This is a genomic window from Vibrio sp. 10N.239.312.C11 (genome assembly GCF_041466065.1).
Taxonomy (GTDB): Bacteria; Pseudomonadota; Gammaproteobacteria; order Enterobacterales; family Vibrionaceae; genus Vibrio; species Vibrio tasmaniensis_A.
On sequence record NZ_JBFSRZ010000048.1, the window covers coordinates 1 to 24,707 of the forward strand.

The window sequence follows — 24,707 nt, forward strand, 5'->3', positions numbered from 1 at the left end:
AATACGCGAAACGGGGTTGTTCTATCTTTAAATTTAATTACGCAACAAAGCCCATTGAGTTTGCTAAAACTGAGCAAGTCTTAAAAATCAGCTATGAATAAAGACAAAAAGAGCTCCTCATTTGGGAGCTCTTTTCACTTAAGTCATTAGAGAATCAAATAGCCTAGCGAACCCGCAACCTAACGACCTGAATAATACATACAGATTCGAACACCATCGAACTCACGAATCTCAAATGGGATCTCGTAAATCGACTCCATCACTGACTTTTCAACCACTTCAGAGACCTTGCCCGACTTAACCACTTGGCCCCTCTTCATCGCGACAATGTTATCTGAGTAACAAGAAGCAAAGTTGATGTCGTGAATCACAATAACCACCGCCTTATTAAACTCATGCGCTAGACGACGTAGCGTCTGCATGATTTCTACAGAGTGTTTAATATCTAGGTTGTTTAGTGGCTCATCCAAGAAGACATAGTCGGTATCTTGCGCCACTACCATTGCAATAAACGCCATTTGACGCTGACCGCCACTCAGCTCATCTAAGTATTTGTTTTGAATATCGGTAATACCAAGGTGCTCTAACGCCGTATCGACGACTTTATGATCTTCGTCTTTCAAGCGGCCTTGAGAATGTGGGAAACGCCCAAAACAGACCAACTCACGAATCGTAAATCGCATATTGATGTTGTTTGACTGTCGTAATACCGCAAGGTGCTTAGCAAGCTCTTTGGTATCCCATTCAGCCAGTAACTTATCGCCAATAACGACCTCGCCCGCATCACTTTCGGTTAAGCGACTCGCCATAGAAAGCAGCGTACTTTTACCCGCACCATTTGGGCCAATGATAGAAGTCACTTCTCCTTTCGGGAACATGGCACTGGCATCATCCACCACAAGTGCCTTGCCATACTTCTTACTCAAACCTGTTAATTTAATCACTACTTACTACCTTTACTGAATTCTGGTGCGTAACAACAAGAACATAAAATACAAACCGCCGACCAAGTTAATGATCACGCTCACAGTGGTTTCAAACGCCATTACTTTTTCGATAAACCATTGGCCTGAAACTAATAGAACGACCGCTAACAAACTGCTCGCGATGATAAGCACGCGATGTTGATAAGATTTGAACATCTGACGCGCTAAGCTCACGGTGATCAAACCAAAGAACAGCACAGGGCCAACCAAGGCTGTAGAAACTGCCACCATTACCGACACAATCACCAAGGTAATCTGAGTCAATCGCTTGGTATTAACGCCCAAGCTTGTCGCGTTATCAACACCAAGCCAAAGCACATCAAGCTTGGGAGCCAACAACCACAGGCCAAGCAAGCTCAAACCCAGTGGAATAAGGCTGAGGTAAACCAGTTCACCTTTCACGTTATTGAAGCTCGCGAACATCACATTTTGCAGCACGGCAAACTCGTTCGGGTCAATCAACATCGCAAGGAAGTTAGCCAAGCTTGAGAATACGCTGCCGCACACAATACCAATCAATAACAGCGTAAATACGTTGTTTCGCTTGCTCTTGAAGTAAAAATGGAACAGCGCAAACGAGAACAAGATCATCACAGTCACAGACAATGAAAAGTTTGCGATTGAATCGATCACCCAGAAACTGGTACTGCCAAACACAAACAGTAGTGCCGTTTGAACCAGCATATACAGACTGTCAAAGCCCAAGATGGATGGGGTTAGAATTCGATTATTAGTGATGGTTTGGAAAACCAATGACGATGCAGAAATCGCCACCGCCGCCAACACAATCGACAGCAGTTTTGGTAGTCGCAAAGATAAGAAGAACTCGTAGTTATCCCACGTAAGTCCCTGCCCCACAAATACTGCCGCCATACCCAAAGACGCGATAGCCAGAATCGCAATTTTTACTGAATCACGCATTCGACTTGTCTCTCATGATCAGGTAGATAAAAATCAAGCCGCCAAAGACACTGATTACCATTGAGATTGGAATCTCATAAGGGAAGATAACGATTCGAGCTAACAAGTCGCAGGCCAATACCAAGATCACGCCCCAGTAGGCTGTCCAAGGCAGAATTTTCTTCATGTTATCGCCCATCATCAACGACACGATATTCGGCACGATAAGGCCAAGAAATGGGATAACACCAACGATCATCACCACAGAAGAGGCGCAGATAGCAACCAATGCAACACCAATGAAGACGATCTTCTGATAATTGAGGCCAATGTTTTTTGCGAAGCTTTCACCAATACTTGCCGCACTGAACTGACTCGCAAAGTAATAAGCCAACACACATGCAGGAACCGCGAGGTAAAGGATTTCATAGCTGCCTTGCAATACACTCGCAAAGTTCGCCATCGTCCATGCCGACATGGTTTGTACTAAATCGTATTTGTAAGCGATAAAGGTTGTTAGAGATGAGACAACGTTGCCATACATGATGCCAATCAAAGGTACCAACACCGCATTCTTGAACTTCAAGTGTTGTAGAAAGCGGACCAATAGCATGGTCCCGAAAACCGAAAACGCGAAAATGAAACCTAAATAGCTCCATTGCGCTGCATTGCCCAGCACCAGAATACCGACTATATACCCAAGCATGGCGCAATCAATCGTGCCCATAGTCGAAGGCGCAGCAAACTTATTCTGAACAATCTGTTGCATTATCAAGCCAGCAACACTCAAGCCAGCACCGGCAAGCACAATCGCGAACAGTCGAGGGATCCGACTAACAACATAAATAGAGTTGGCGTGTTGGTTGCCATTGAAAAAATCGCTAAAACTGATCTCAGCGACTCCAATCATTAATGACGCAACGCATAACACAACAAGAAATACAGCAGCTGCAATGGGTTTCAACATAGAAGTAATACTAAAGGTAGGATCGGGGAGACCGTATAAAAAAGTGAAAAAGGGCTTATAAGAACACTCTTATAAGCCCGAGAATCCGATGATTAGTAACTATTGAATCGTACGTTCAATGTCACCCAACATTCTGTGAATCGCTGTTACGCCGCCACCTACCAGATACCAAGCACTTGAATCAAGGTAAACGATGTTGCCTTGCTGCGCTGCTGGTGTTGCCGCAACCAGTGGGTTGTCAAACAGCTGTTGTGCGCGCCCTTCTGACCTACCGATCGCTTTTTCGCGGTCAAGCACGTAAAGCACTTCAGGTTTTGCGTCAGCAATGTATTCAAACGAGATTAAGTTACCGTGTGTACCTTTAATTGGAGCCACTGTCGCACTCTTTGACTCCACAAAGCCAAAGTCGTCAAAGATGATTGAGAAGCGACTGCCCTTATTGAACATCGCAATGTTGTTGCCGTTGTTCATTAGCATCATTGCTGACGTTTCGTCAGACGCGACTTTGTCGTTAACCGCCGTGATAGAAGCTTGAGTCTCTTTAATGAGCGCTTCTACTTTAGCTTGCTTACCAAAGAGCTTGCCTAGCGCGCGCCAGTTTTGCTGAGCATCAGCCCAGTATTTGTCACCTTCAATAGAGAACATGATGGTCGGAGCTATTTTTGCTAGTTGATCGTAAACCTTAAGCATACGGTTTTCCGCGATAATAATGTCAGGCTTCAACATGTAGATAGCTTCAAAATCAGGTTCACTCAATGAGCCCGTATTTGCCGTCGTATCTTTGTACGAAGCTAGATAGTCAGGCATTAGGCTGTGAGGCGCGCCAACTGGCTGTATACCAATCTGATCAAGCACATCCAAGCTACCAAAGCCAAGTACTACAACGCGCTGTGGTACTTCGGTAAACTGCACCGTGCCCTTTACGTGTTCAATAGTGATTGTTTCCGCTTGAGCGGTCATTATCAATGATGATGCAAGAGCGATAGCAAGCCCACCCAATAACTGGCGAACTGAATTGATTGTTTTCTTCATGTGTCTTCCTTTGCCATGGATACAAACCACCACTCATGACAATAAAAGTCACATTACTCATAGATGAGCATGGGGCGTACACAACGGCTAAATAACGATAATTTAAAGTCTGTCATTGCTTTGACAACAAACTTGTAACGCAAGTGAGAACTATTATCAATTATATTTGCGTTAAATTAGCGACACAACAACTTTATTATTCAGAAATGTAAAAGTGAGTATTCATGTTTTGCGTAGTCGGGAGAGATATTAGGAATCAAAAATAGCAAAAAGCGCGAAGAGGAAAATGATCATCAATCTGAAGAAAAAACTGATGGGGAAAAGTGCCCGAAAGCCCTGTAATTACAACCCTAAGCCCCAGAGTCATGGATTGTAATTTACAATATAAAGGCTACGTATAACAGAGACTTAACTACCACTAAGCTAATAACTCAATTGAAACCACCAATGACAAAGAATACGAAGCGGTGCAAAGCCAAACATCACTCAGGCATCATGGTAAGCCCCCTGACCTTCGCTCATTTAACCTTCAGTAAGCGATGACAAATCACTCAAAAATATTTTTGAATTTAGTTTAAAATAGGGTTGCAAATTAAAAAAACTAGGCGTAAAGTTCGCCACCTGGCTCTAATCTATAGAGCTGTTAATGCTAAAGTAAGTCCAAGTTCCACATAGACAGTTCTCGATTCCTCGTTACACCATCTCTGCGTCAGCTTTCACCTAGATAGTCATTCAATAGCTTTTAAATCAGATCCCACTACCGTTCTATTCGTCATTTGCTTTCTTTTTAGCGAATTCAAAATAGATCGACTTATTAAATATAAATGTAATAAACACAAGGCACAGTTATGTCACGCAGAACAACAAGACAAACCCATTGGTACCAACTATCACGCGAAAAAACAGTCAATAAACTAAAAGGTAATAAATGCTCAAGATTAAAATAGACTTACACAAAGAAGAGATTTCATGGGTCACCGAGATTCGACAGCTCAATAGCGATATACTCCACCGCCACATATTGCCCAAGCTACAACATCATAGTTATCTCATCGACTTTGAATTTAATGAACGAGAAAGCATCGGAACTATCGTTTCAGGCAACGGAAACACCCTAGGACATTTCACACTCCTATAGCATTTCCCATAGGCTACAGAAAGAAACACCGTCTAGTCCCAAAGATGTAAAAGATGTCACCCTCAATTCGCTCTAGCAGAACAAAATAGAGTAGAAGTAAAACAGATCAGAAACCTAGCCCTTTTTGCATTTCACACGCGGCTAACGCTAGCTAGGTTATCGTGCTTCTATTGAAACCAACTTATATCAAACTCTGAATCACCAATGAGTCATTATCAGTGCATTCATGGACTAATAAGTTAACGGCATCGACCTTAACTTTTGATCAAGAGTATATAAGTGTTCTGCAGCTTGCATGTGTTGAGGGTAGTCACTGAACTTCTCACGATTTTCCTCATTCATCTTACATGTCTCATCCACCAGCATTAACTTCCAATACAGCTTTGTCGTATGCAGCATCGCCAGTAAAGGTTTGAACACCTCTTTCTCATAAGCTTGAATCAACTCTTCAATCAATTCGTCACGCTCGTTTTCACTTGCGATTGAACCATTGGTTGCCGACAACACTTTTTGATACTTCAGGTTTTGTTGCAGCTTATCCATCACCGTTTGGTTTTCTTCCGCTAACTCAACAAGCTTCGACTTAATAATGTTCACCCAATTCTCTTGGCTCAGTACTGTGTCATCAACACTGTTAAAGTCTTCTCGTATCTGTCGTTCAACACCTTTTTGAGCTTTCTTTAAAACCGCACGCACCTTTTGAAAAGGCAGCTGATATTCCTTACTTAGATCGATAATCAGTTTATGAAAACCACCATTTGGAAGGTGTAAGTTTTCCTTAAACGTCGCCATTGCAGCTTCTTGCTGATCGGTAAGGTGAGTCATTCTGTTTCCTATTCTTTATCACTTATAGTGCTGAGCCCGCGATCATACCACTATATAACCTCGTTTTTTCGGTAACTTGATAGGTTATATCTAGGTGCGTACTTAAATTCTCTCAATACGTTATCTTTTGGTTACTTATTAATCCATATGGCGTTAAATGGTAAAACTGATCATCGATTAAAATCCATACTACACCTGTTCCAACAAAACAGACTTCTAACTTATACAGGTACTTAAATGAAAAAGATTGCACTTAAGATTGAGACTGCGCAAGTCGGATGCTCACCAAGCTCGCGACCATGATGGCTAAATAGAAACTGCCGATAATGGACTCCATGAACACAAAGAATTGAGCAATAGGCAAAGCCGGTGATATGTCGCCATAGCCAACCGTGGTCAAGGTGATAAAGCTAAAGTACATCGCATTGAACAAGTTGGTCAGCCAGATTTGCTCTTCTAACCCGTTAAATGCATTAGGGAAGATTTCTAAAATCAACAAGTAGATAGTCGACCAAGCGAACCCTAACAACAAGTAAATACAGATAGAACCAATAATGTGATTGGGCGTCACCGTCTTTGCTTTCACTACCTGTTTGAGAGCGGAATAAATATGTGAGAACAGAAACACCGCCAATGCCGTTAACGTCACTATCGAAAGGTTATAGTCCTCCAAAAACGAGAATACCCCCGACACCGTAGCGGTTATCAATAGCAGACCATACCAAGAGCGATACAAGGCTCGCTCTTTATGTATTCCCACTATCGAAACAGCCAAAGTAATAATGATCAAAAACAGAATGGTCTTTTGACCTTGCGGATAAAACTGCTGCATCACCGCGCAACCAAAAAACAACACCAACAGTGCATAGAATAAGAAGTAGAAGTTGTCGTCTTTAGAGACTGGCTTCATCTATTTTTCCTCTGCCTCTGCTGGTTTTTTCTCAGTTTCTTCTTGGTTTTTCTCTTCAAGTCCAAGCCATGCCATCATCAGCTCATAGCTTAAACTCAATATCACAGCACCAACAAACAGACCAACGATTCCTGACATCGCCATTCCGCCCAACGCACCCAGTAGAATAACCAACATTGGGATATGAGAGCCGCGGCTCAATAGCATCGGTTTCAAAATAGCGTCACTGCCACTGACCAAAATACACCACACTAAGAACAGGCTCGCCGCTAGCGTCGATTCAACACTGAACATGTAAATAATTGCAGGCAATAAAGCAAGAATCGGCGGAAGTTGAATAATTGCAATGAGCAGAACAGCTAATGCCCAAAACGCAGCCGCAGGAACACCTGCAATCACTAAACCAATTGCTGACATAATGGATTGAATCACAGCAACACCTATCACACCCTGCACGACACTACGTACCGTTGATTTAGATAACTGTACCAACTCTTCACCTTTACCATCGGTTAGGCGAGCCACTAAGTGAGTGACCCCCGTTTGGCACTTATCGGCGTTACTCATAAATGCGCCAGCAATGATGGTAGAAATAATAAACTGAATAAACCCACCGCCGAGAGAGCCTAAAACAGAAGCAGCTTTAGTCGCAAACTGTTTCAGTTCGTCAGCATACTTAATGAACGTGCCTTCAATATTATTGGAGGCAGCTACCAAGGTTGAATATACCTTCTCCCCAATGAATGGAATATCTTGTAAAGACTCTTTGGGTTTCGGCAGAGACAGGGTTCCGTCCTGTAGCCCTGTCATTAGGTCCGAAGCACTGGTGTAAATACCGGAAGAGAGCGCAACTAAAGGAATGAGCAGTAACAGTACTCCGATAAAGCTCAGTAATGCGCTGGCTTTTCCTTTCGACATTCCCGTCTTATTTGAAATCGCGACAGCAACTGGATAGAGCGCAGTCGCAATGATCGCCCCCCAAATAACCAATAGAATGAATGGGCGTAAAATCGCAAAACACCAGTAGACGAGCATAGCAATCGCTGCAATTTTGATGGCAGCGTCTATCGCCTGTTTTGAAAAATCGTCGGTTAACTTCATGAGACGTCCTTGTTAGACAAAATTAATGCTGATTTTGTAGAAACTTCCAATTCCGAGTTTCTAGGAATAAAGAGGCCAAAATCATATATATGCCAATTAGCAATAATTGGAATATGCGAATAAAAGTGTTGCTATCGATATCGCCGGAGCTCATCAATGTGCTACCGACAAGTACTAGCAAGGTACTAAATGCAGTGGCGAAAATCGGTGCTTTTTCGGGAACCGTGTAGATCTTCTTAGCAATCACAATAGCGACCAAGCCTATGAATAAAGAGTAGAAGATAATATTCGGAACAATCGAAAGGATTGAAAAAGCCGCTATCGCAAGCAAGCCACCAATGCCATTGCTGATCACCAGAAATGCACTTAATTTGACTGATTTTTCTGAAGTGATCATTAACGATAACAACGCAATAAACATCATAGTTAACAATGCTTCAGATATCTGAAAAATAAAGAAAAAGCACACAACGGGATAAGAGATAATCATCGCACGGAAAGCCGCATACCAGCGCTCTGTCTTATTGAAAGGTACCGACGCAAAGCCAGAGAAATCCGACTTAGGTTCAGGGAAGAAGACATGAACCAGCGCAAAAATAGTCACCGACACTACACCAGAAGTCGCTAAACCTGATGCCAACAAAACAGAGACTCCGGGGTTATCAATCGCCATAAAAGGCAGCATCAAAACAGCAATCAACAGTATGGTGGCGAACAGATTCCATTTAGGGTCTACAAACAAGTAGTAACCCCAAAGCATCATTAGCCCCACTAAAATCAGCAATGGGATCGGGTAATGGGTAATTCCTCGCGACAGCAATAAACCTAACCCCATGGTGACAACAACAGCCAATAACAATTCGTAGACCGTTTCCTTATGGAGGTTTGGTTTATCAATTAAGAACTTAGCAGTGAACACTGGCGCCACAAACGCAAGTGGCCAGTTTATCCATGCCGCCAAGAAAACAGCCAACGTGACCCCTACGGTAAATCGCAGGATCCGTTGCTGTGTTTGTTGGTCAGGAATCGGCTTATCGGACATAAGACAATACGCTAATCAGACGAATCCATACTTTGCCTATCGCGTTGAACACAAAGTTGTCGCCGCTATAAACAATCACATCCGCTTGGCCGCCCACTCGAAGCATGCCTTGCATCTCATCTCGTTCAAATTCGATAGTGATAGGAAGCATCTGTGTTTGACGCAACCAACCCGTTTGTTGGCTAGCTTGAGCAAGCTTACCTGCTTGATCATTTTGTCCCCAATCAACACCCCAATCGATGCTACTCACTCGCCCTTTCACGATTTGTCCTGGAGCGAAATCCAATGCCACTTCCACTTCATCACCGACGGTGACATTACCAAGGCTATTTTCACGATAATAAGCTTCAATCCAGATATCTTCCGTCGAAACAAAAGTCATGATCGGTTGACCTGCTGATGCGTAAAAACCCTCAGACAGGCTAAAGTTAGAAACGCCACCTTGTGTCGGTGCTGTAATCACGGTGCGCTCTAGGTTCAACTGTGCCTGTTCAAGTGCCAACAACGCCGCTTTCACTTGGCTGTTTTCTTGACCTTCTTTACCCATTTGTTTCTTAGCACGGTCAAGGTCAGCTTCTGCATTGACAACCGCCGCTCGAGACGTTGCTAATGCCGCTCTCGCTTTATCTGCATCTGATTTAGAAACCACACCTTTATCAGCCATCTCTAAAACACGCTTGGCTTGTAGTTTGGTGTTTTGTCTTTCAACAATCGCTGAAGTGAGTTTCGCTTGCGCTGAAGCAATACTCGCGGTTTGAGCACCGACATTTTGGCCTGCAATCTCTAAATTTTGCTCGGCTTGTTGTACTGCAATTTTGTAATCAGACTCATCTAAAATGGCTAACTTGTCACTTTGACTAACCAGTTGGTTTGGTTGAACCAGTATATCGAGTACTTTACCCGACACCTCTGGCTTGATTGGAACGATATAACCTTTTACACGAGCATTATCAGTAATAGGGATGATGCGGTCTGAAATGACACTGAAGAGCAACATGAGTGCAACAAACAACAATAGGTAGTTTGTGACCTTTCTTACTTTGTCTTTTCCGTTTTCTTGCTGGCCAACTTCTTCATTGGCTTCTTGCTTATTCCCTTTGGCTTCTGACATGGGGCTCCCTTCTAGATAACTAACATCAACAAAATTAATACTTTAAAAATAAACCCAGCAATGGAAAACTCAAGTAAATAGGGTTAGATTTAGTAAACAAAACGTTGCAAATGATATGCACGTCTAATAATGCAACAATATATACAGGATTGTATTCTCATGACCTCTAGTCACTACCAAGTCCCAGTAATTCAGACGAACTACGCTAAAATTCTGGTTCAGGTTTTTTCTGACTATGGTCTTGATTTACATATGTTGCTTAAAGATTCCGGTTTACCACCTGACCTTATCGAATCAGAAAGTGATTTTGTGCCATCGGAATCCATTAAGCGTTTGATTTACCTCACATCGGCGCAACTTGGCGTATCTCGGTTCACCGATATTCTAGGACTCGCATTTCGACGTCGAATCATCCCAAATGTCTTGCATCAATTCACCGAATTTAAAACCATTGGTGATTCGCTGAAACACCTAAATTCAATCTTTGCCTACGACTCTCCAGGCAGCAAAGTCGAGCTTATTCAAGAACACGGCCAAAGTTGGTTTTGCCGAACTGCACCCGAAGACAATTCCCCTACGTTTCAATGGGGAGAAGCTTTTGCAATTACATATATCATTGAGTTAATAACCATTTTATCCAAATCCCCATGGTTGCCTAGTAAGGTGCGTCTGCAAGGACATGACATCGATGTCGTCAAAACACTGGTGCCAAGTAGCTGCCAATTGTTTGTTGAACAGTCGTCGACGGCTGTGCTGATCCCTGAAGAAATCTTACAACTCCCAATTCGCCTAACCTCTAAAGAACTCAGTGCTAAACCGACGCTTATTGAGTGGCACACCAGCTTTACCGATAGCGTTTATGAGCTACTCAAGCCCTACATGAAAGAACAAGATCTCTCACTTGAAGAAGCGGCTGAACTGCTCAATTTTTCTGTGCGAACGTTTCAACGCAAACTCAAAAATGAAAATACGACCTATCGAAAAATCAAAGAAAACCTAATGTTTTCAGTCGCATGTGAGCTGATGGAAGAAGGACACACGCTGACCTACATCTCTAGCCAACTCGGCTACACCAACATCTCTCACTTTTCTCGGGCGTTTAAGCGTGTGTCTGGTCTTACGCCGAAGATTTACCAACGTTCAATTTTGGACTAAGTGTAGTTTTGGACTAAGTACAACCTGGCCTCCCTCTCAGTTCCATTTGTAAGAGTGTCGCTAGATCTATCGCGCCCCAAAGCTCCTCTACGTCTTGTACCCTAAAATAAATAATCATACTTACTCCTCTTTAAGTCGAAGTACCATCTTGGATCAATCTCGACAGAGATACTTACCATAATGCGCCACACCCACTTTAAGAGCTGTTTCGCATATAAAATAATAAGCGTTTGAAAGTTATAAGTTTATCTCCTAAGTTTTTTATAACCCTTTCCTCAGGAAGATGTAGATGAGCAATATAGAAAAAGTATATGGATTTAATACGCCCCAACGGCTCTTTGTCGGTTACACACTCGCCGTACTCGTTGATTTAACCGTTCTCAATTTTTTTGATGAATATTGGGATTTCGTCAATATCGAGTCTTTCGCCATCTCATTTGCTGCTGCGATTTTGCTACAGCTGTTGCTCAAGTTATCCATCGGCTTAGAAGATAAGCTCGCGGATTACTTCAAGTCGAAACCCGGCACTGCCCCTAAGATCTACAGAGGCCTGTCGAGCTATGTGATTCTCGTCGGTTCAAAATTCGTGATGCTAGAAGCCATCAACATTCTATTTGGTGACAAAGTGGATTTCACGGGGCCTTGGAACGGTGTCGTCGCCTTCTTTGCAGTGGTATTTACCATTCTGGTTGCCGAAGTGATTGTTTCTAAAATCTACTTTGCATTGGATGACACGCAGAAAACCGAAAAAGCCTAAGCGCTCTATCGATTTTCAAGTGAACTGCAAACAATAAGTGGGCTACTCGGGAAGCCGATAACGTTGCATCACTAAAAAGCAAAACGCTTTCCGAAGGATCGGTTAAAAGCGTTTTGCGCTTTTTTGAGGGAGTGTTGACGGAGATGAGCTTAGAATGACGAGGTTATTTCTCCCTCGCCAGGATTAAGACCACTTTTAGCTCGCTCCAAATTTAACCGCGAAAGATCTGCGTACCAAGAACGATCTCACGTGATCATAAATCAGATTAAACACAAACGCGTAAATGGTAATAAAAATGGTCACGCCGATATCCATTAAGAATGCCTGCCAAATACCCACATTAAGCAAGAAAGCCATCACTGGGATCGTCGCTATCAACAAGCCTGCTTCAAACAAAACCACATGGAATATTCTCAGCTTAAGCGAACGCTTTGATTTTTCACCCGTGAAGTAGCGATCAAAAATGCGGTTGAAACAGTAGTTCCAAATCATCGCGATTGTCGCGACAACTATCATGGTTCCTGATAAGGCATTCACATCATGATCGGTAAATATCGCCAAGCCCATAATTGAAAGTGTTACGGCCAAAACTTCGAATAACACTGAGTGGAACACTCTTTCTAACGTACTCATACATTCCTCTAAATAATCTAGTATGTGTTGGATTAGCTCGGATTATGTCATCGAAAATAATAAGAGAAAGTTAACAGCCATCACGATTAGTGATAGCCTGAGTATTATCATCCCATTTGGTATTGAACGAGAAGTAACATGTACAGTTTTGAGCAACTAAAAGTCTTCGTCACCGTGTGTGAAAGTGGTTCTTTTTCTGCTGCAGCACGCAAGCTGAAACGCGCTCAATCTGGTGTCAGCCAATCGATCGCCAACCTAGAAATAGCCATCGACCAAGAGCTGTTTAACCGCGAAAAAAACATCCCCGCTTTGACCAACACAGGTAAAGCGTTATTACCTGTCGCTAAGTCGATTCTCGACCAACAAAAGTACTTCGACCAAAAAGTAGAATCGCTGACACAAGAAGATGAACACGAACTGATCATTGCCATTGATGAGAGCATCATAGATAAGAATTTCATTAAGATAATCAGCTCACTAGCCGATCAATTCCCAATCACACACTTCGATATTATTACCACCTCAACCTTCGATGTTGAAGACTTAGTCAGACGCGGCAAAGCACAGATTGGCATCATCTATGCGGATGGTGAACTTAAAGTAGATATGGACTTCTTCTTACTGGGTCAAGCACGTTTTCTTACAGTTAGCTCCGCCACTCACGAGCTGAGCCAAATGCCCGTCGTTCAAGACTCAGACCTAAAGTGCTACCGCCAATGTGTGCATCGTAGTTCTAAGCAGCGCGAATTGTGGTTCACCTATGGCATCAGCTCCATGATTTGGTATGCCAACAACCACAAAACGATCATCGATCTCGTTGAACAGAACGTAGGGTGGGCAAATGTGCCTGAAATGATGGTGCTGGAAGGGATTCAGAAAGGCGATCTCGTAGCACTGCCAGTGGCACACGAGCATGGTGGTTGGATTACTCCAGTGGGTTGCTTAGTGTCTCGCAGTCATATCAATGGCCCAGTGTTAACAAGTTTACTTGAAAAACTAAAAGGCCACTCATTAGAGAACAATCAGTGGCAAGCCAACTAATCTCCCCCAATTCTTGAGTTCAGCCTATTTCAGCAACTGAATCCTAAATCAATGACGGTGGCGTTTTCTCCAGCACTACCTCATTTCCGCTTTTCGTGCCGATAATTTTCTTTGTCGTGTGGATAAAACACCCTAGTTGATATACCAAAGTGACATAACTAGTATGCGATCCCAAAGGGTTTGTCTTATCAAACTGATATCGACAAAACCAAATCGCTCTTTAACACCACTGACCCAACTTCAAATCTCCCAAATAAGTGCCCCTGCCCTGCAACCACTTGTGAAAGCTTCAAATAGATCACTTTTGAATATTGATTCGCACCCAGTTTATGAGCGCTCTTTGAGTGCTTTTTTATATCTAAATGAACCTTTTGGAAAATTTGTCGTGAACGTTTTAAGAAATATTTGCCCTGAGAAAATGGGCAAAGAGCGTAACAAACGAGAGTATGATTTACGCGTACTTAATTGTGTCAGTGAAAGCGAATATGAATCGCGTATGGCGGTTTGGAATAGCCTAACTTTGGCTGCTACTCCGTCTGTTTCAGAAACAAAAGGCTTCATCGATGAGGCTTTCAAAAAACTTCAGCAAGACTTGAAAGAAGCCAGCCGCGAGTTATCGATTAACTACACAGACTTCATTGCAATGGCGCATGAAGAACTTAACTACATTAAGGTGTTTGTTGCTGATAAGACCGCACAATACGGCTGGTATGCCGCGATCGTTCTTATGATCATCGGTACTGTTGCTCTATGCGCTCAGTAGATCAAACTGTGTATTCAATAAATTGTCTTAGAAGCTCAATCGATAGGCCAATTTAGCCTTTGTATAAGCTTGTTCTTTAACTAGAAAACAAATGGTTAACCTCATTTGTTTTCTAGCCTATAACCCCTTCACTCTCCCATTAGAGACAACAGATCCTGCGTCGCTTGTTTTGGATCTTCAGCGTGACATATCGCTGAAACCAGTGCTAACCCATGAATGCCGCTTTCAACTAACTGCGGGATGTTCGATTCGTTAATTCCACCAATACCGACAATCGGTAACTTCGTTGTCTCCAACGCCATTTTAATACCGTCATAACCCCAATATTTCTTAAGATTTGTCTTAGTCGGTGTGGCAAAAAGCGCACTGAGGCCAATGTAATCGATCGGCAAACTATCGGCTTCTCGAAGCTGTTGTTCAGTTTCAATCGACAGACCAAGAATCTTATCTGGACCAATCAACTGACGGGCTAACTCAGCCGGCATATCTGACTGTCCTAAATGCAAGCCGTCAGCATCCACAGCCAACGCAACGTCCATTCGGTCATTAATGATCAACGGGACACCATAGCCAGCCAAAATCGACTTAACGGCCTGCGCACGTTCAATAAAAGCTCTGACATCTCCATGCTTCTCTCTTACTTGAACCATAGTGACACCACCAGCGATTGCTTGTTCAACGACAAACTTAAGCGTTTCTAGATCTTGCTGGTCATCAGTAACCAAGTAGAGCTTATAAGGGTTCATATCGTGCCTTTGGAGTCGGAGTCTAAATTGCGTTTCTACTATTTTACCGACAATTTGCATCATGTGCATGGAAGTTAATAAACAATTAGCTCAATTAAGCATGCTCCAACAAATATGCAACCCATTGAAATGATACTAAAAAACCGGATTTTTTAACGAAAGCGTTACTTATTACACAAACTATTCACTTAAGCCTGCCCAGAACCCTGTTTTATGGAATACTTCGCAGTGAAGGAATCAGGTAAATATAGGGATAGTTATGCGCCACCTTTCTATAGCATTTAAGATCAAGCTAGGTTATGCCATCTGCTTGCTCTTTTTCGTCATTTCAGGCTTTGTGAGTTACAAAGGTATCCAAACCTTGTCGAACGGCTTTAGCCAATACAGTGTACTTAGCCAGAAAGCGACACTGTCAGGCAACATTCAAGTGCATTTTCTGCAGATGCGCTTAGCCTCTGAACGTTACTTAGAGTCATTGGATGAGCAATACGAAACGAATTATCAATCAAGCAAACTCGCGATTGATGAACTGCTCAACAACTTAATCCAAACCACCACCAAAACCGATAGCCTAGCTAGCCTGCAATTAGTGCAAGACAGCGTGGCGGCATTTGACACGGCTTATGGATCAATGAAACAGAGCCAGCTGCTCATCGACCAATTGGTGAATGTCGAGATGGTCAAACGAGAAACCAACGCCCTCAAAGCCGCGCAAAGCTTGTTGTATGAGTCGTACAACAACAATGATCCAAACGCGAGCTTATACGCGGGTATGTTGATGGAGAACTTCCTCGCAGCCAAGATCACTGTACTTAGTTACTCAAACAACAACGACCTAAAAACCTATGAAGCGGGTAAAGATATCTTTGAATACGCGCTACCAGGTATTGAAGGCGACATTGAATCTCTCAAATCATCGCCTTATCAAAGTGAGCTGATTGAAGACTTCTCAAACCAACGTGAAGCGTATGCAAAAGGCTTTGAGCAAGTTCATCAACAGATGCTTGAGAACACTCAAAGAACCGCTAGCCTTGCCTCTATTGGTGACAGCTTAGCGATTGCGGTAGCGGATGCTCAAAGTATTCTAGAGCAACAGAAGCAAGCACTCACGCCAGTACTGCAAGCCAGTGAAAAACGTTCAGTTCAAATCATCATCTTGCTAACGGGTGTCGCTTTAGTTATTGGCATGACGAGCGCCGTTTTGGTGACTCGCTCTATCACCAAAGGCATCGCACAAGTTAAACAGATCACCAATGAGCTTTCTCAGGGCAACCTGAATGTGGAAGTGAACATTGAGAGCAAAAATGAGATTGGTGAACTGCTGACTAATATGGAGATCACCATTGAATCTCTGCGCGATATTGTTGGCCAAGTGAACCGCTCTAGCGTGCGTATTGGTGAGATGTCGGAGTCACTCAATCAAGTGACAAACAACAGCTCGACCAATGCAACACAATTGAACAGTGAAATGATCAACATCTCTTCTGCCGTTGATCAATTGGCTTCAAGCACATCAGAAATTGCTGCAAGTGCTAACCACGCGTCTCAAGTTGCCAACCAAGCAACCGAGAATGTCGCGATGGGACTCAAAGAAGTAGACAAAACACTGCATGAAATTGGCAGCGCCGATGAAAGCATGCAGGTGAGCAGCCAAAAAGTGACTGACCTACACAAAGAGTCGATGAATATTGGCGCCATTCTTGAAGTAATCAAAGGCGTTTCTGAGCAAACCAACCTACTGGCATTGAACGCGGCTATCGAAGCTGCGCGCGCAGGTGAACAAGGTCGTGGGTTTGCTGTCGTAGCCGATGAAGTAAGAACGCTCGCTAAGCGTACCCAAGATTCAGCTAGCCAAATTGATGAACTCATCACATCGCTACAACGCGGCGCTAAAGATGCGTTAGAGTCGATCAAAGAGAGCCACAGCACGGTTTCCGATGCTTCGACTCAGGCACAACAAGCCTCTCAGAACCTGCATGTGATTAACCAACACATCCAAGATTTGAATCAGGCCAACAGCCAGATCGCAGTATCGGTTGATGAACAGGATTGCTTGACTAAGTCGCTGGGTGAAAATGCGCAAGGTGCAAACACCATCGCACAAAGTAATCAAGAGTCAGTCAGCAGCATTTCAGGTGCAGCGAGCGACTTAACTGAGGTTGCTCACCATCTAGAGAGCCAAGTAAATCGATTTAGAACCTAACGAAGCCAATTTCTCATATAACGGGATAGCTAACGCGACGAGATAGTTAATACGGTTTTGAAGCAATAATAGAAAAGCCCTCAACACATATGTGCTGAGGACTTTTTAATAGGCTACGAATGCAGATCTAGATTGAATCTACTGAATCTTCAAACGTTGGATCAACGTCTCTTCGTCCAACTGGTACAGCTCATCAAGTAAGTTCATTTGCAAGCTACCTGGGCCGCGTGAGTTCTCAGCCGCGATTTCGCCAACCACACCCAACACAGCTGCAGCAGCCAAACCACTGTCATCACCGACTGCAGCGAAAGCTCCCGTTAATGCAGTAAGAGTACAACCCATGCCCGTCACATACGGCATCATTGGATGTCCGTTGTTTAACGTCACAACACTGTCTTTAGTGACAACGTAATCTGTCTCACCAGAAATAACCACATTCGCACCGTATTCAGCCACTAAGCATTGCGCAGCACCTACCGCAGCATCACTGCTATCCAGCGCATCAACGCCTTTGCTCTGTGCTTGCTCACCCGCTAGCGCAATGATCTCAGACGCGTTGCCACGAATGATTAGCTTATCCGCTAAGCGTGCAATTTCTCGAGAAGTCTCGGTACGCAGTGTACTTGCGCCACAACCCACAGGGTCAAGAACCACAACCTTGTTGTTCGCGTTCGCTTGCTCAACAGCAAAGCGCATTCTTGGCGTCCAAACACTGTCTAACGTGCCAATGTTAATCACAAGCGCGCCAGAGAAAGACATCATCTCAGCCAGTTCTTGCTGCGAGTGCGCCATGATAGGCGAAGCGCCAATCGCTAATAACGCATTGGCCGTATTGTTCATCACGACGTAGTTGGTGATGTTCACCACCAGTGGTTTTTGCTCTCGTACTGCGCGCAACGATTGGATGATTTGTTCAGTTAGCATGGATAAATCCTTATTCGTAAAAGTCGCTTTTAAGCCGAGGTTGAATCATTAAGAGCGTTCAGCCCTTGCTGCCAAAAAGCCACTTCCATACGCGTTGCCGTTTTAAAAATATGAACGATGTTTTGACCGCGCTCGCTGTTGATATCAATTTCAGCAAGCAGTTGATTGAAGTATTCTGCGCCCGTTGCAACGCCAGACTGGAACTCTTCACTGCCATACAGTTGCAGCCAGCTTGCGTACGGGTTGCCTTCTAATACAGTATCGCTGCTTTCTAACAGCGCTTTACCAATCACAGCGTAACCAATTGAACACGGAGCCAGTGCCGCATAAAGATCGACAAGATCACCCGTCATGCCTGCATCCAGAACGTAGCGCGTATAAGCAACTGTACCGAAATCCTCGGGCTCGTTTTCCAAATCAGATTCAGTTAAACCCCACTGACCACAGTAAGTCACGTGGTGAGAGATTTCAGAATCTAGCAGAGCATGAACACTTGGCAGTGCACGACGCATATCAGCCAGTGTTTTTGCCTTGTAAATCGCCAACGCATAAGCACGGGCATACTGTTTCAAGAACAGAAAGTCCTGCTTCAAATAGTGCAGAAAACATGGTTGAGCGAGCGTGCCGTTTGCTAGCGTTTTAACAAAATCATGCTCTGTGTAGTCTTGCCAATCTTGTTGACAGGCTTGGATTAAGTCTTGGTATTTCATGAGATTCCTTAATCAAAAGTCGGTACGTAGTCAGCGGCTTTTGGTAGTGATTTGATGATGCCTTTGTCGAACATGAACTGTGCGTAATCGTCGTAACGTTTTAGATCAACCGCTGAAGGGCGAAGTGCAAAACGAGTCAGTGTGTCGTTCCATGCGCGTTGATTAAGCTCGTTGTTCAACGTATCTGGTGAATACGCAACAAACTCGCTCCATGACTCTTGTGGGTGGTTCACAATGTAAGTGGTTGCTTGCTCCAATGCTTTGTTGAACGCTTTGATCGCTTCATCATCGTGCTGCTTTGCGTTCGCAACAAAGATAAGCTCATCGTAAGCTGGCACACCGTGCTCTTCTGGGAAGAATGCTTTTGCTTTAAAACCTTCAAGGGCTAGCTGGTTAGTTTCGAAGTTACGTAGGCCACCCCAGATTGCATCTACCTTTCCCGATGCCAATGAAGATGAAAGTGCCCAACCGACATTGATGGTTTGCACGTCTGTAAATGCAACATTTTCTTGAGCTAGCATGGTGCCGATGGTCGCTTCTTCGTTACCCGCAATCGCAATACCGATCTTTTTGCCTTTCAGATCCGCTAGTGAATCGTTCTTGCCATTATCCAGTACCATTAGTGTGTTCAGTGGCGTCGCGATAAGGGTTGATGCACGAACCAAAGGAAGACCCGCTGCCACATCCATAGTTAAACTTGGTTGGTAAGTTACCGCTAAATCGACCTTCCCTGCCGCAACCAATTTTGCTGGCGTGCTTGGGTCAGCTGGTTCTTGAATTTCAATGTCTAAGCCTTGGTCAGCAAAGTAGCCACGCTCTTGAGCGATCACAATTGGGCCATGGTTCGGGTTCACAAACCAATCCAACATCAGTGTCAGTTTCTTTTGTTCAGAGTCCGCTAGAGCATGACCTGAAACCAATGAAGCAAGCAGTGCCACTGCACCTATCAATTTTGTATTTTTCACGGTTAACCTTTCCTTTTGAATATTATTATTGTGTTTATAGAGCTAATTTTTAACGAAGTTTTGTTTAGATAAATAGCGTGAGCGAAGCTTTATTAAACAAGTGTTATCGAACCATTACTGGTTCTCCCAAGGGATAGCTTTTTTGAGTAACTTGTCTGTGATGAAGTAGAGCGAGATAGACAGCACCGCCAAGATGAACAAGGCAGCAAACATCTCATCAATGATCATGCGCGCGTTGGCCTGTAGCATTAAGTAACCCAGCCCCTCACTCGAACCCACCCACTCACCGACGACCGCGCCAATTGGGGCAATAACCACCGCAACGCGAATGCCAGACGCCAGTGTTGGCAGCGCAGCAGGCAGTTGGATATAACGCAGCAATTGCCATTTCGATGCGCCCATCGTTTTGGCAAGATCGAGATAGCCTGTCGGTGTATTCCGTAAGCCGTCATAACAACAAGTCGTCACAGGGAAGAAGATAATGATCGCCGCCATCACCACTTTTGAGGCGATGCCATAGCCAAGCCACAACATCAATACTGGAGCAATCGCAAACACAGGGATCGCTTGGCTAGCGATTAAGATAGGTAACAGCCAGCGTTTTAGTGGTTCGAACATCAACATCTGCAGGGCGAAAAACAGCCCCATCGACAAACCGAGTAACAAGCCAAGTAAGATCTCTTGCGCAGTCACCCATGTATGTTTGATTAACACATCGTAACGTTCGATTAGCTTAGTAAAGACTTCAGCAGGCGCTGGCAGAATGAAGCTCGGCATCTCGAAGATAACCACAACCATTTGCCATAACCCGAGAATCACAGCACTGCTGATCAGCAAACGCATAACGGGATTCATCTGACGAGAGCGCTTAGTCGTGATCTGAGTGTTAGTTGAACGAGCCACAGCTTCGCTTCGCGTTAGATCATTCATAATCACGCTCCAACTGATCTAAGATCGCTTGTTGTAACTCAGCACATTCACCATCTAACACTCTTGGTGTGGCCGTGTTGGGCACAGATAAAGACTGAGCGTTCGCAGGTGTGCCTTGCAACACATACAAGTTATCCGCCAAACGCACCGCTTCTTGTGGATCATGAGTGATCAACACAACGGTTTTATCTCTTAACAATTCACACGCTAAACTTTGCAGCTTGTGTCTTGTTACCGCATCCAGCGCAGAGAACGGCTCATCCATCAGCACCACTGGCTTGTCTTGCATTAAAGTTCGAGCCAAAGCAACACGCTGGCGCATACCACCAGACAATTGATCCGGCATCGCATTCGCGTAATCAGCCAAACCAACTTCAGCTAACAACTCGAGTGCTTGATTGGTTTGCAGTGCTTTATCAGAAACTGGATTTTGAAAGCGATGACTCAGGCATACATTATCGATGACCGATAGCCACGGCAATAACAAATCCTGCTGCGCCATGTAAGCGATGCGATCCGTTAAAGGCAATTCATCAGACGTTGCCAATGTGCCCTGCCACTCGACCTTGTCGTCCAGTAAGCCTGCCAGATAACGCAATACCGTGGTTTTTCCGCAGCCACTTCGACCCAGCAATACCGTCCACTTACCTGCGTTTAAGCTAAGCGACAACCCAGACAAGGTCGCGTGCTCACTGTCGTTATAACGTAAGGAGGCATTGCTGAGTTGAACACCAACGGTATTAACGGACATTACCGTGTCCAGCGAAGAAGTGGTTTACCGGGCCATGACCTTGGCCAACTTGCAACTCATCAGCGTGAGCAATCGCGCGAGAAATGTATTGTTTGCCTAGGTCAACTGCCTCTGAAAGCGTGTTGCCTTGAGCCAAGAAAGAAGCGATGGCAGAAGAGAGCGTACAACCCGTGCCATGGGTGTTTTTGGTAGGAAAACGCTTCGCGCTAATCAGAGCAGATGTGGTTGGCAGAATCAGTAAATCGTTACTGTTTTCATCCTTCTCTAAGTGACCGCCTTTCAAGAGAACAGCTTTAGCACCTAGTGCGCGTAAGTCTTCAATCATGCCCTGCATTTCGGCTTCGCTTTCAGGTACCGCTTTGCCTGTAAGTGCAGCGCCTTCTGGCAAATTAGGAGTAATGATGTCTGCGAGCGGAATCAGATCTTGTTTTAGCGTGGTGATAGCCGAGTTTTCTAACAGCAGATCACCACTGGTCGCGACCATTACAGGGTCAATCACTAAGTGTTTAGGTTGGTATTGTTTGATTTTGTCAGCAACGACTTTGATGATTTGCGAATCGGCCAACATGCCGACTTTCACAGCCACGATATTCAGATCAGTAAAAACCGCATCTAACTGACTGGCAACATGGTCGAGTGGAATAGGAAAAATGGCGGAAACGCCTTGCGTGTTCTGGGAAGTGATAGCGGTAATTACCGAACAAGCAAAACTACCTGTAGCAGACATGGCTTTAATATCAGCTTGGATACCGGCACCGCCGCCACTGTCTGAGCCAGCGATCGTCAAAACAATCGGAGTATTCGTGCGAATCGTGTCTTCAGCAGAGTGCTGTGAAACTGAAGCTTTTGGCGTTAAATCTTTTGAAATAGAACTGTGTGTCATTGTCGCTCCTACTATCTTACAAGACGTAGGAGAACGAACACCGATCGAAGGAGAAGTCGCATTAGGCTCATGAAAGCTTTCATGGGTGCATACGTAGATCGAGTGCTTATAGTTCCCTACGCCAGTGTTAACTGAATCAGGTTCAACGGGTCTCGACTAACGATCTCAGCAAACACCAAATAAGGTATATGCCCCCCGACTATTGATAGCGATAGTAACAGCACTCTCACAACTGAGATACTGATTTTATTCAATTATAAGAATTACGCATGAATAAATTTCAATTAGGCACTACAAAACAAATACTTATAACGTTCCTTGAGATGGCTTCGACTGTATCAACAAGCACAGCACAATCAGAAACATACCTAGCCAACCTATAAATGGAATCAGCTCACCGACAACGCAGACGGCAAGCACCGCTGCAACTACCGGTTCAAACAGAGTCAGCAGATTGGCGCTACTCGCGGTCACGTGGCGTAAACCAAAACTGAACGCGATATAGCCCAAGCATTGTGGGATTAACGTCAGATAACTGATGACTAATACGTTAATCTGCGAGGAAAACAGGTTCTCCCCCGTAAACCAGAGTGTTGGCAGCAACAGCATCGCACCAAGGCCAAAAATACTGCCCATCGCTGCTTGTGACTTAATCCCTTTATCGATCAGTGCTTTTGTCGCCCAAGAATAAATGGCGTAACACAACCCAGCGACCAGACCTAAGCCAATACCTAACAGCTTGAGATCATCACCGGATTCGTTCGCCGATGAAGATTCTGAAAACACCAACAATCCAATACCTACCACACCAATCGCAAAGCTAGTGAGCCAACGTTTGTTGATATTATTCTTTTTGCTAATCAGACACTCTAACAGTGCCGAAAAGAAAGGTGCGGTCGCAATCGAAACCACGGTACCAATCGCCACACCTGATAATTTCATTGAAGAATAGAAAGCTAAAGGATAGACCGCCAAAGCCAAAGCACTCGCTGCCAACAGCTTCTTGTTCTGTAAAAGCTTGTCGAAAGCGAATAGGATTTGTCGATACGCCAAGCCCGCTTGTATTAGGCCACCGACGCCCATAGAAAAAGCGCCAATTGCTAATGGGCTTAGATCAGGAGCAAAACTTGCGGCGGTGCCTGTCGTGCCCCATAAAATAGAAGCAAACAAGATGGCTAAAGTGCCCGTTTGGAATTCGTTAACGCGATTGATGGCAAGATTCATTTCTATTACCCAATTTTCAGTCCTGAAATAGATAATAGTGAAGATGCCTTAAAATTAGTTTGCAGAACGGACGCTATTGTTGTTTCTAAAGACTCTCTTTCATTGAGCCTAGAAACGCCCTTGGAGACATGCCAAAGTGCTGAGAGAAGCGACGACTGAAAGCAGACACATCACTATAGCCCACATTTTCAGCAATCAATTGAACCGGTAAATCGGTATGAGTTAACAAGGCTTGGGCTTTCTCCATACGATAGCGAGTGATGTATTTAAGCGCACTGATCCCCAGGCACTCTTTGAAGCGTTTTTTGAATTGAGTGGGACTCAAACAGGCTGTTTCTGCAAGTTGAGATATAGAGAGAGGTTGGGCGTAATTATCCGCTATCAATCTTTGTACCGCACGGATTCTTGGGTCGATGCTCTTGCTCACTTGTTGTTGCTCTAACAGCAATGAAAACACATCCAAAACTGATGACTCAATGCCACTATCGACCTGATATTCCAACTGCTTCTCAACAAACAGCAAGAAGCTCATCAAAGGTGGCGTTATCGTGAAAACCGAGAGCTCATTCTCTAACAAGTGCTGCGGCAACTCTGCCATATCCGCGACAATAAACCGCGCGGCTTCATCCGCCTTAAACGCATGCGCTGTGGTTACCGGAATCACCACACATTCTCCCACGGCCACTTTGCCGACATACCCCACCATTTCAATATTAATACTGCCTTGGATCGGCAATACCAATTGATGATGGTCATCATGAGCATGAGTATTAAACTGCTTGGTGTAAGATCGAATGCTTAAGCTAGATTTCATGAGCAACGCCGGAATTCAGTTTATTGAAGCATGAGTGTTAAAACGAAATTACATGATTTAAGCGAGGGAGTCACATCGGGCTAGTGTTTTTGTCGTCTCCCCTGTCGAGCCTGTTCTAAGTCGGATCAAAAAAGCCGTTTAAGTATTGATACTCAAACGACTTTTTATTGGAGTCTAATTCGCGATCTCAAAAACA

General features: G+C 44.2%; 25 protein-coding genes and 1 riboswitch. Of the genes, 6 read left to right on the plus strand and 19 right to left on the minus strand.

What is annotated here, in order from left to right; translation table 11 throughout:
* Positions 1 to 179 precede the first annotated feature (179 nt).
* The 4 genes from AB6D07_RS17655 to AB6D07_RS17670 form a co-directional block, all read right to left on the minus strand.
* The gene (locus AB6D07_RS17655) at positions 180 to 944 is read right to left on the minus strand and encodes an ABC transporter ATP-binding protein (RefSeq protein ID WP_017102530.1); all 765 of its coding nucleotides are present in this window, start codon (positions 942 to 944) and stop codon (positions 180 to 182) included.
* Between the two features lie 12 nt (positions 945 to 956).
* Positions 957 to 1,907: an iron chelate uptake ABC transporter family permease subunit gene (locus AB6D07_RS17660; protein ID WP_017102529.1), complete on the minus strand. Its 951-nt coding sequence runs from the start codon at positions 1,905 to 1,907 to the stop codon at positions 957 to 959.
* Positions 1,900 to 2,853, minus strand: coding sequence for an ABC transporter permease (locus tag AB6D07_RS17665; RefSeq protein WP_372092217.1), 954 nt, complete (start codon positions 2,851 to 2,853; stop codon positions 1,900 to 1,902). The genes AB6D07_RS17660 and AB6D07_RS17665 overlap by 8 nt, the downstream gene beginning before the upstream one ends.
* Positions 2,854 to 2,952: 99 nt before the next feature.
* Positions 2,953 to 3,885, minus strand: coding sequence for a siderophore ABC transporter substrate-binding protein (locus tag AB6D07_RS17670; RefSeq protein ID WP_029222837.1), 933 nt, complete (start codon positions 3,883 to 3,885; stop codon positions 2,953 to 2,955).
* 928 nt (positions 3,886 to 4,813) lie between these two features.
* Here AB6D07_RS17670 and AB6D07_RS17675 point away from each other — a divergent pair.
* Complete coding sequence (locus AB6D07_RS17675) at positions 4,814 to 5,023, plus strand: hypothetical protein (RefSeq protein ID WP_004731601.1); 210 nt, start codon at positions 4,814 to 4,816, stop codon at positions 5,021 to 5,023.
* 231 nt (positions 5,024 to 5,254) lie between these two features.
* On the opposite strand, the gene AB6D07_RS17680 is transcribed toward AB6D07_RS17675, so the two are convergent.
* From AB6D07_RS17680 to AB6D07_RS17700, 5 genes are all read right to left on the minus strand, one after another.
* Positions 5,255 to 5,848, minus strand: coding sequence for a hypothetical protein (locus AB6D07_RS17680; protein WP_017102526.1), 594 nt, complete (start codon positions 5,846 to 5,848; stop codon positions 5,255 to 5,257).
* A gap of 253 nt (positions 5,849 to 6,101) precedes the next feature.
* A complete protein-coding gene (locus tag AB6D07_RS17685; RefSeq protein ID WP_017102525.1) occupies positions 6,102 to 6,758 on the minus strand; it encodes a potassium channel family protein in 657 nt (218 codons plus the stop codon).
* Positions 6,759 to 7,859, minus strand: coding sequence for an AI-2E family transporter (locus AB6D07_RS17690; RefSeq protein ID WP_017096361.1), 1,101 nt, complete (start codon positions 7,857 to 7,859; stop codon positions 6,759 to 6,761). It abuts the gene before it with no gap.
* Between the two features lie 22 nt (positions 7,860 to 7,881).
* Positions 7,882 to 8,901, minus strand: a complete 1,020-nt coding sequence (locus AB6D07_RS17695) for a DUF2955 domain-containing protein (RefSeq protein WP_017102524.1) — start codon at positions 8,899 to 8,901, stop codon at positions 7,882 to 7,884.
* A complete protein-coding gene (locus tag AB6D07_RS17700; RefSeq protein ID WP_017102523.1) occupies positions 8,891 to 10,012 on the minus strand; it encodes an HlyD family secretion protein in 1,122 nt (373 codons plus the stop codon). Before AB6D07_RS17700 ends, AB6D07_RS17695 begins: the two co-directional genes overlap by 11 nt.
* Positions 10,013 to 10,171: 159 nt before the next feature.
* Here AB6D07_RS17700 and AB6D07_RS17705 point away from each other — a divergent pair, with 159 nt between their 5' ends.
* Together AB6D07_RS17705 and AB6D07_RS17710 are read left to right on the plus strand one after the other, a co-directional pair.
* Positions 10,172 to 11,167 (plus strand): AraC family transcriptional regulator, encoded by a 996-nt coding sequence (locus tag AB6D07_RS17705; protein ID WP_017102522.1) that lies wholly within the window; start codon positions 10,172 to 10,174, stop codon positions 11,165 to 11,167.
* Positions 11,168 to 11,456: 289 nt separating this feature from the next.
* The gene (locus tag AB6D07_RS17710) at positions 11,457 to 11,924 is read left to right on the plus strand and encodes a hypothetical protein (RefSeq protein WP_017102520.1); all 468 of its coding nucleotides are present in this window, start codon (positions 11,457 to 11,459) and stop codon (positions 11,922 to 11,924) included.
* A gap of 195 nt (positions 11,925 to 12,119) precedes the next feature.
* Here the strand turns inward: AB6D07_RS17710 and AB6D07_RS17715 are convergent, their stop codons facing one another.
* Positions 12,120 to 12,557: a PACE efflux transporter gene (locus AB6D07_RS17715; RefSeq protein ID WP_017102519.1), complete on the minus strand. Its 438-nt coding sequence runs from the start codon at positions 12,555 to 12,557 to the stop codon at positions 12,120 to 12,122.
* Positions 12,558 to 12,695: 138 nt separating this feature from the next.
* Here AB6D07_RS17715 and AB6D07_RS17720 point away from each other — a divergent pair, with 138 nt between their 5' ends.
* Both AB6D07_RS17720 and AB6D07_RS17725 read left to right on the plus strand, forming a co-directional pair.
* Complete coding sequence (locus tag AB6D07_RS17720) at positions 12,696 to 13,598, plus strand: LysR family transcriptional regulator (protein WP_017102518.1); 903 nt, start codon at positions 12,696 to 12,698, stop codon at positions 13,596 to 13,598.
* A gap of 418 nt (positions 13,599 to 14,016) precedes the next feature.
* Positions 14,017 to 14,361, plus strand: a complete 345-nt coding sequence (locus AB6D07_RS17725; RefSeq protein WP_017102517.1) for a hypothetical protein — start codon at positions 14,017 to 14,019, stop codon at positions 14,359 to 14,361.
* A gap of 128 nt (positions 14,362 to 14,489) precedes the next feature.
* On the opposite strand, the gene thiE is transcribed toward AB6D07_RS17725, so the two are convergent.
* Positions 14,490 to 15,107, minus strand: a complete 618-nt coding sequence (thiE, locus tag AB6D07_RS17730; protein ID WP_029222836.1) for a thiamine phosphate synthase — start codon at positions 15,105 to 15,107, stop codon at positions 14,490 to 14,492.
* Between the two features lie 259 nt (positions 15,108 to 15,366).
* Here thiE and AB6D07_RS17735 point away from each other — a divergent pair, with 259 nt between their 5' ends.
* Positions 15,367 to 17,310, plus strand: coding sequence for a methyl-accepting chemotaxis protein (locus tag AB6D07_RS17735; RefSeq protein WP_017102515.1), 1,944 nt, complete (start codon positions 15,367 to 15,369; stop codon positions 17,308 to 17,310).
* A 138-nt stretch (positions 17,311 to 17,448) separates the two neighbouring features.
* Here the strand turns inward: AB6D07_RS17735 and thiM are convergent, their stop codons facing one another.
* The 8 genes from thiM to AB6D07_RS17775 form a co-directional block, all read right to left on the minus strand.
* Positions 17,449 to 18,234 (minus strand): hydroxyethylthiazole kinase, encoded by a 786-nt coding sequence (thiM, locus tag AB6D07_RS17740; RefSeq protein ID WP_017102514.1) that lies wholly within the window; start codon positions 18,232 to 18,234, stop codon positions 17,449 to 17,451.
* Between the two features lie 29 nt (positions 18,235 to 18,263).
* On the minus strand, positions 18,264 to 18,944 hold the full coding sequence (tenA, locus tag AB6D07_RS17745; protein ID WP_017102513.1) for a thiaminase II: 681 nt from the start codon (positions 18,942 to 18,944) through the stop codon (positions 18,264 to 18,266).
* Between the two features lie 8 nt (positions 18,945 to 18,952).
* The gene (locus tag AB6D07_RS17750; RefSeq protein WP_017068449.1) at positions 18,953 to 19,909 is read right to left on the minus strand and encodes an ABC transporter substrate-binding protein; all 957 of its coding nucleotides are present in this window, start codon (positions 19,907 to 19,909) and stop codon (positions 18,953 to 18,955) included.
* Between the two features lie 114 nt (positions 19,910 to 20,023).
* Complete coding sequence (locus AB6D07_RS17755) at positions 20,024 to 20,839, minus strand: ABC transporter permease (protein WP_017102512.1); 816 nt, start codon at positions 20,837 to 20,839, stop codon at positions 20,024 to 20,026.
* On the minus strand, positions 20,832 to 21,590 hold the full coding sequence (locus AB6D07_RS17760; protein WP_017102511.1) for an ABC transporter ATP-binding protein: 759 nt from the start codon (positions 21,588 to 21,590) through the stop codon (positions 20,832 to 20,834). The genes AB6D07_RS17755 and AB6D07_RS17760 overlap by 8 nt, the downstream gene beginning before the upstream one ends.
* Positions 21,580 to 22,473 (minus strand): bifunctional hydroxymethylpyrimidine kinase/phosphomethylpyrimidine kinase, encoded by an 894-nt coding sequence (thiD, locus tag AB6D07_RS17765; protein ID WP_017102510.1) that lies wholly within the window; start codon positions 22,471 to 22,473, stop codon positions 21,580 to 21,582. Before thiD ends, AB6D07_RS17760 begins: the two co-directional genes overlap by 11 nt.
* Positions 22,474 to 22,569: 96 nt before the next feature.
* Positions 22,570 to 22,681: riboswitch (TPP riboswitch) on the minus strand.
* Positions 22,682 to 22,779: 98 nt separating this feature from the next.
* Positions 22,780 to 23,697 carry a DMT family transporter gene (locus tag AB6D07_RS17770; protein ID WP_017102509.1) on the minus strand — a complete coding sequence of 306 codons (918 nt, stop codon included), beginning with the start codon at positions 23,695 to 23,697 and terminating at the stop codon, positions 22,780 to 22,782.
* A gap of 85 nt (positions 23,698 to 23,782) precedes the next feature.
* The gene (locus tag AB6D07_RS17775) at positions 23,783 to 24,511 is read right to left on the minus strand and encodes an AraC family transcriptional regulator (protein WP_029222835.1); all 729 of its coding nucleotides are present in this window, start codon (positions 24,509 to 24,511) and stop codon (positions 23,783 to 23,785) included.
* Positions 24,512 to 24,707: the final 196 nt, after the last annotated feature.

What these genes read in the sequence shown, in the direction of transcription:
- AB6D07_RS17660 (WP_017102529.1), bottom strand. Translation starts at nt 1,907, where the DNA reads ATGCGTGATTCAGTAAAAATTGCGATTCTGGCTATCGCGTCTTTGGGT.
- AB6D07_RS17665 (WP_372092217.1), bottom strand. Translation starts at nt 2,853, where the DNA reads ATGTTGAAACCCATTGCAGCTGCTGTATTTCTTGTTGTGTTATGCGTT.
- AB6D07_RS17670 (WP_029222837.1), bottom strand. Translation starts at nt 3,885, where the DNA reads ATGAAGAAAACAATCAATTCAGTTCGCCAGTTATTGGGTGGGCTTGCT.
- AB6D07_RS17675 (WP_004731601.1), top strand. Translation starts at nt 4,814, where the DNA reads ATGCTCAAGATTAAAATAGACTTACACAAAGAAGAGATTTCATGGGTC.
- AB6D07_RS17680 (WP_017102526.1), bottom strand. Translation starts at nt 5,848, where the DNA reads ATGACTCACCTTACCGATCAGCAAGAAGCTGCAATGGCGACGTTTAAG.
- AB6D07_RS17685 (WP_017102525.1), bottom strand. Translation starts at nt 6,758, where the DNA reads ATGAAGCCAGTCTCTAAAGACGACAACTTCTACTTCTTATTCTATGCA.
- AB6D07_RS17690 (WP_017096361.1), bottom strand. Translation starts at nt 7,859, where the DNA reads ATGAAGTTAACCGACGATTTTTCAAAACAGGCGATAGACGCTGCCATC.
- AB6D07_RS17695 (WP_017102524.1), bottom strand. Translation starts at nt 8,901, where the DNA reads ATGTCCGATAAGCCGATTCCTGACCAACAAACACAGCAACGGATCCTG.
- AB6D07_RS17700 (WP_017102523.1), bottom strand. Translation starts at nt 10,012, where the DNA reads ATGTCAGAAGCCAAAGGGAATAAGCAAGAAGCCAATGAAGAAGTTGGC.
- AB6D07_RS17705 (WP_017102522.1), top strand. Translation starts at nt 10,172, where the DNA reads ATGACCTCTAGTCACTACCAAGTCCCAGTAATTCAGACGAACTACGCT.
- AB6D07_RS17710 (WP_017102520.1), top strand. Translation starts at nt 11,457, where the DNA reads ATGAGCAATATAGAAAAAGTATATGGATTTAATACGCCCCAACGGCTC.
- AB6D07_RS17715 (WP_017102519.1), bottom strand. Translation starts at nt 12,557, where the DNA reads ATGAGTACGTTAGAAAGAGTGTTCCACTCAGTGTTATTCGAAGTTTTG.
- AB6D07_RS17720 (WP_017102518.1), top strand. Translation starts at nt 12,696, where the DNA reads ATGTACAGTTTTGAGCAACTAAAAGTCTTCGTCACCGTGTGTGAAAGT.
- AB6D07_RS17725 (WP_017102517.1), top strand. Translation starts at nt 14,017, where the DNA reads ATGGGCAAAGAGCGTAACAAACGAGAGTATGATTTACGCGTACTTAAT.
- thiE (WP_029222836.1), bottom strand. Translation starts at nt 15,107, where the DNA reads ATGAACCCTTATAAGCTCTACTTGGTTACTGATGACCAGCAAGATCTA.
- AB6D07_RS17735 (WP_017102515.1), top strand. Translation starts at nt 15,367, where the DNA reads ATGCGCCACCTTTCTATAGCATTTAAGATCAAGCTAGGTTATGCCATC.
- thiM (WP_017102514.1), bottom strand. Translation starts at nt 18,234, where the DNA reads ATGCTAACTGAACAAATCATCCAATCGTTGCGCGCAGTACGAGAGCAA.
- tenA (WP_017102513.1), bottom strand. Translation starts at nt 18,944, where the DNA reads ATGAAATACCAAGACTTAATCCAAGCCTGTCAACAAGATTGGCAAGAC.
- AB6D07_RS17755 (WP_017102512.1), bottom strand. Translation starts at nt 20,839, where the DNA reads ATGAATGATCTAACGCGAAGCGAAGCTGTGGCTCGTTCAACTAACACT.
- AB6D07_RS17760 (WP_017102511.1), bottom strand. Translation starts at nt 21,590, where the DNA reads ATGTCCGTTAATACCGTTGGTGTTCAACTCAGCAATGCCTCCTTACGT.
- thiD (WP_017102510.1), bottom strand. Translation starts at nt 22,473, where the DNA reads ATGACACACAGTTCTATTTCAAAAGATTTAACGCCAAAAGCTTCAGTT.
- AB6D07_RS17770 (WP_017102509.1), bottom strand. Translation starts at nt 23,697, where the DNA reads ATGAATCTTGCCATCAATCGCGTTAACGAATTCCAAACGGGCACTTTA.
- AB6D07_RS17775 (WP_029222835.1), bottom strand. Translation starts at nt 24,511, where the DNA reads ATGAAATCTAGCTTAAGCATTCGATCTTACACCAAGCAGTTTAATACT.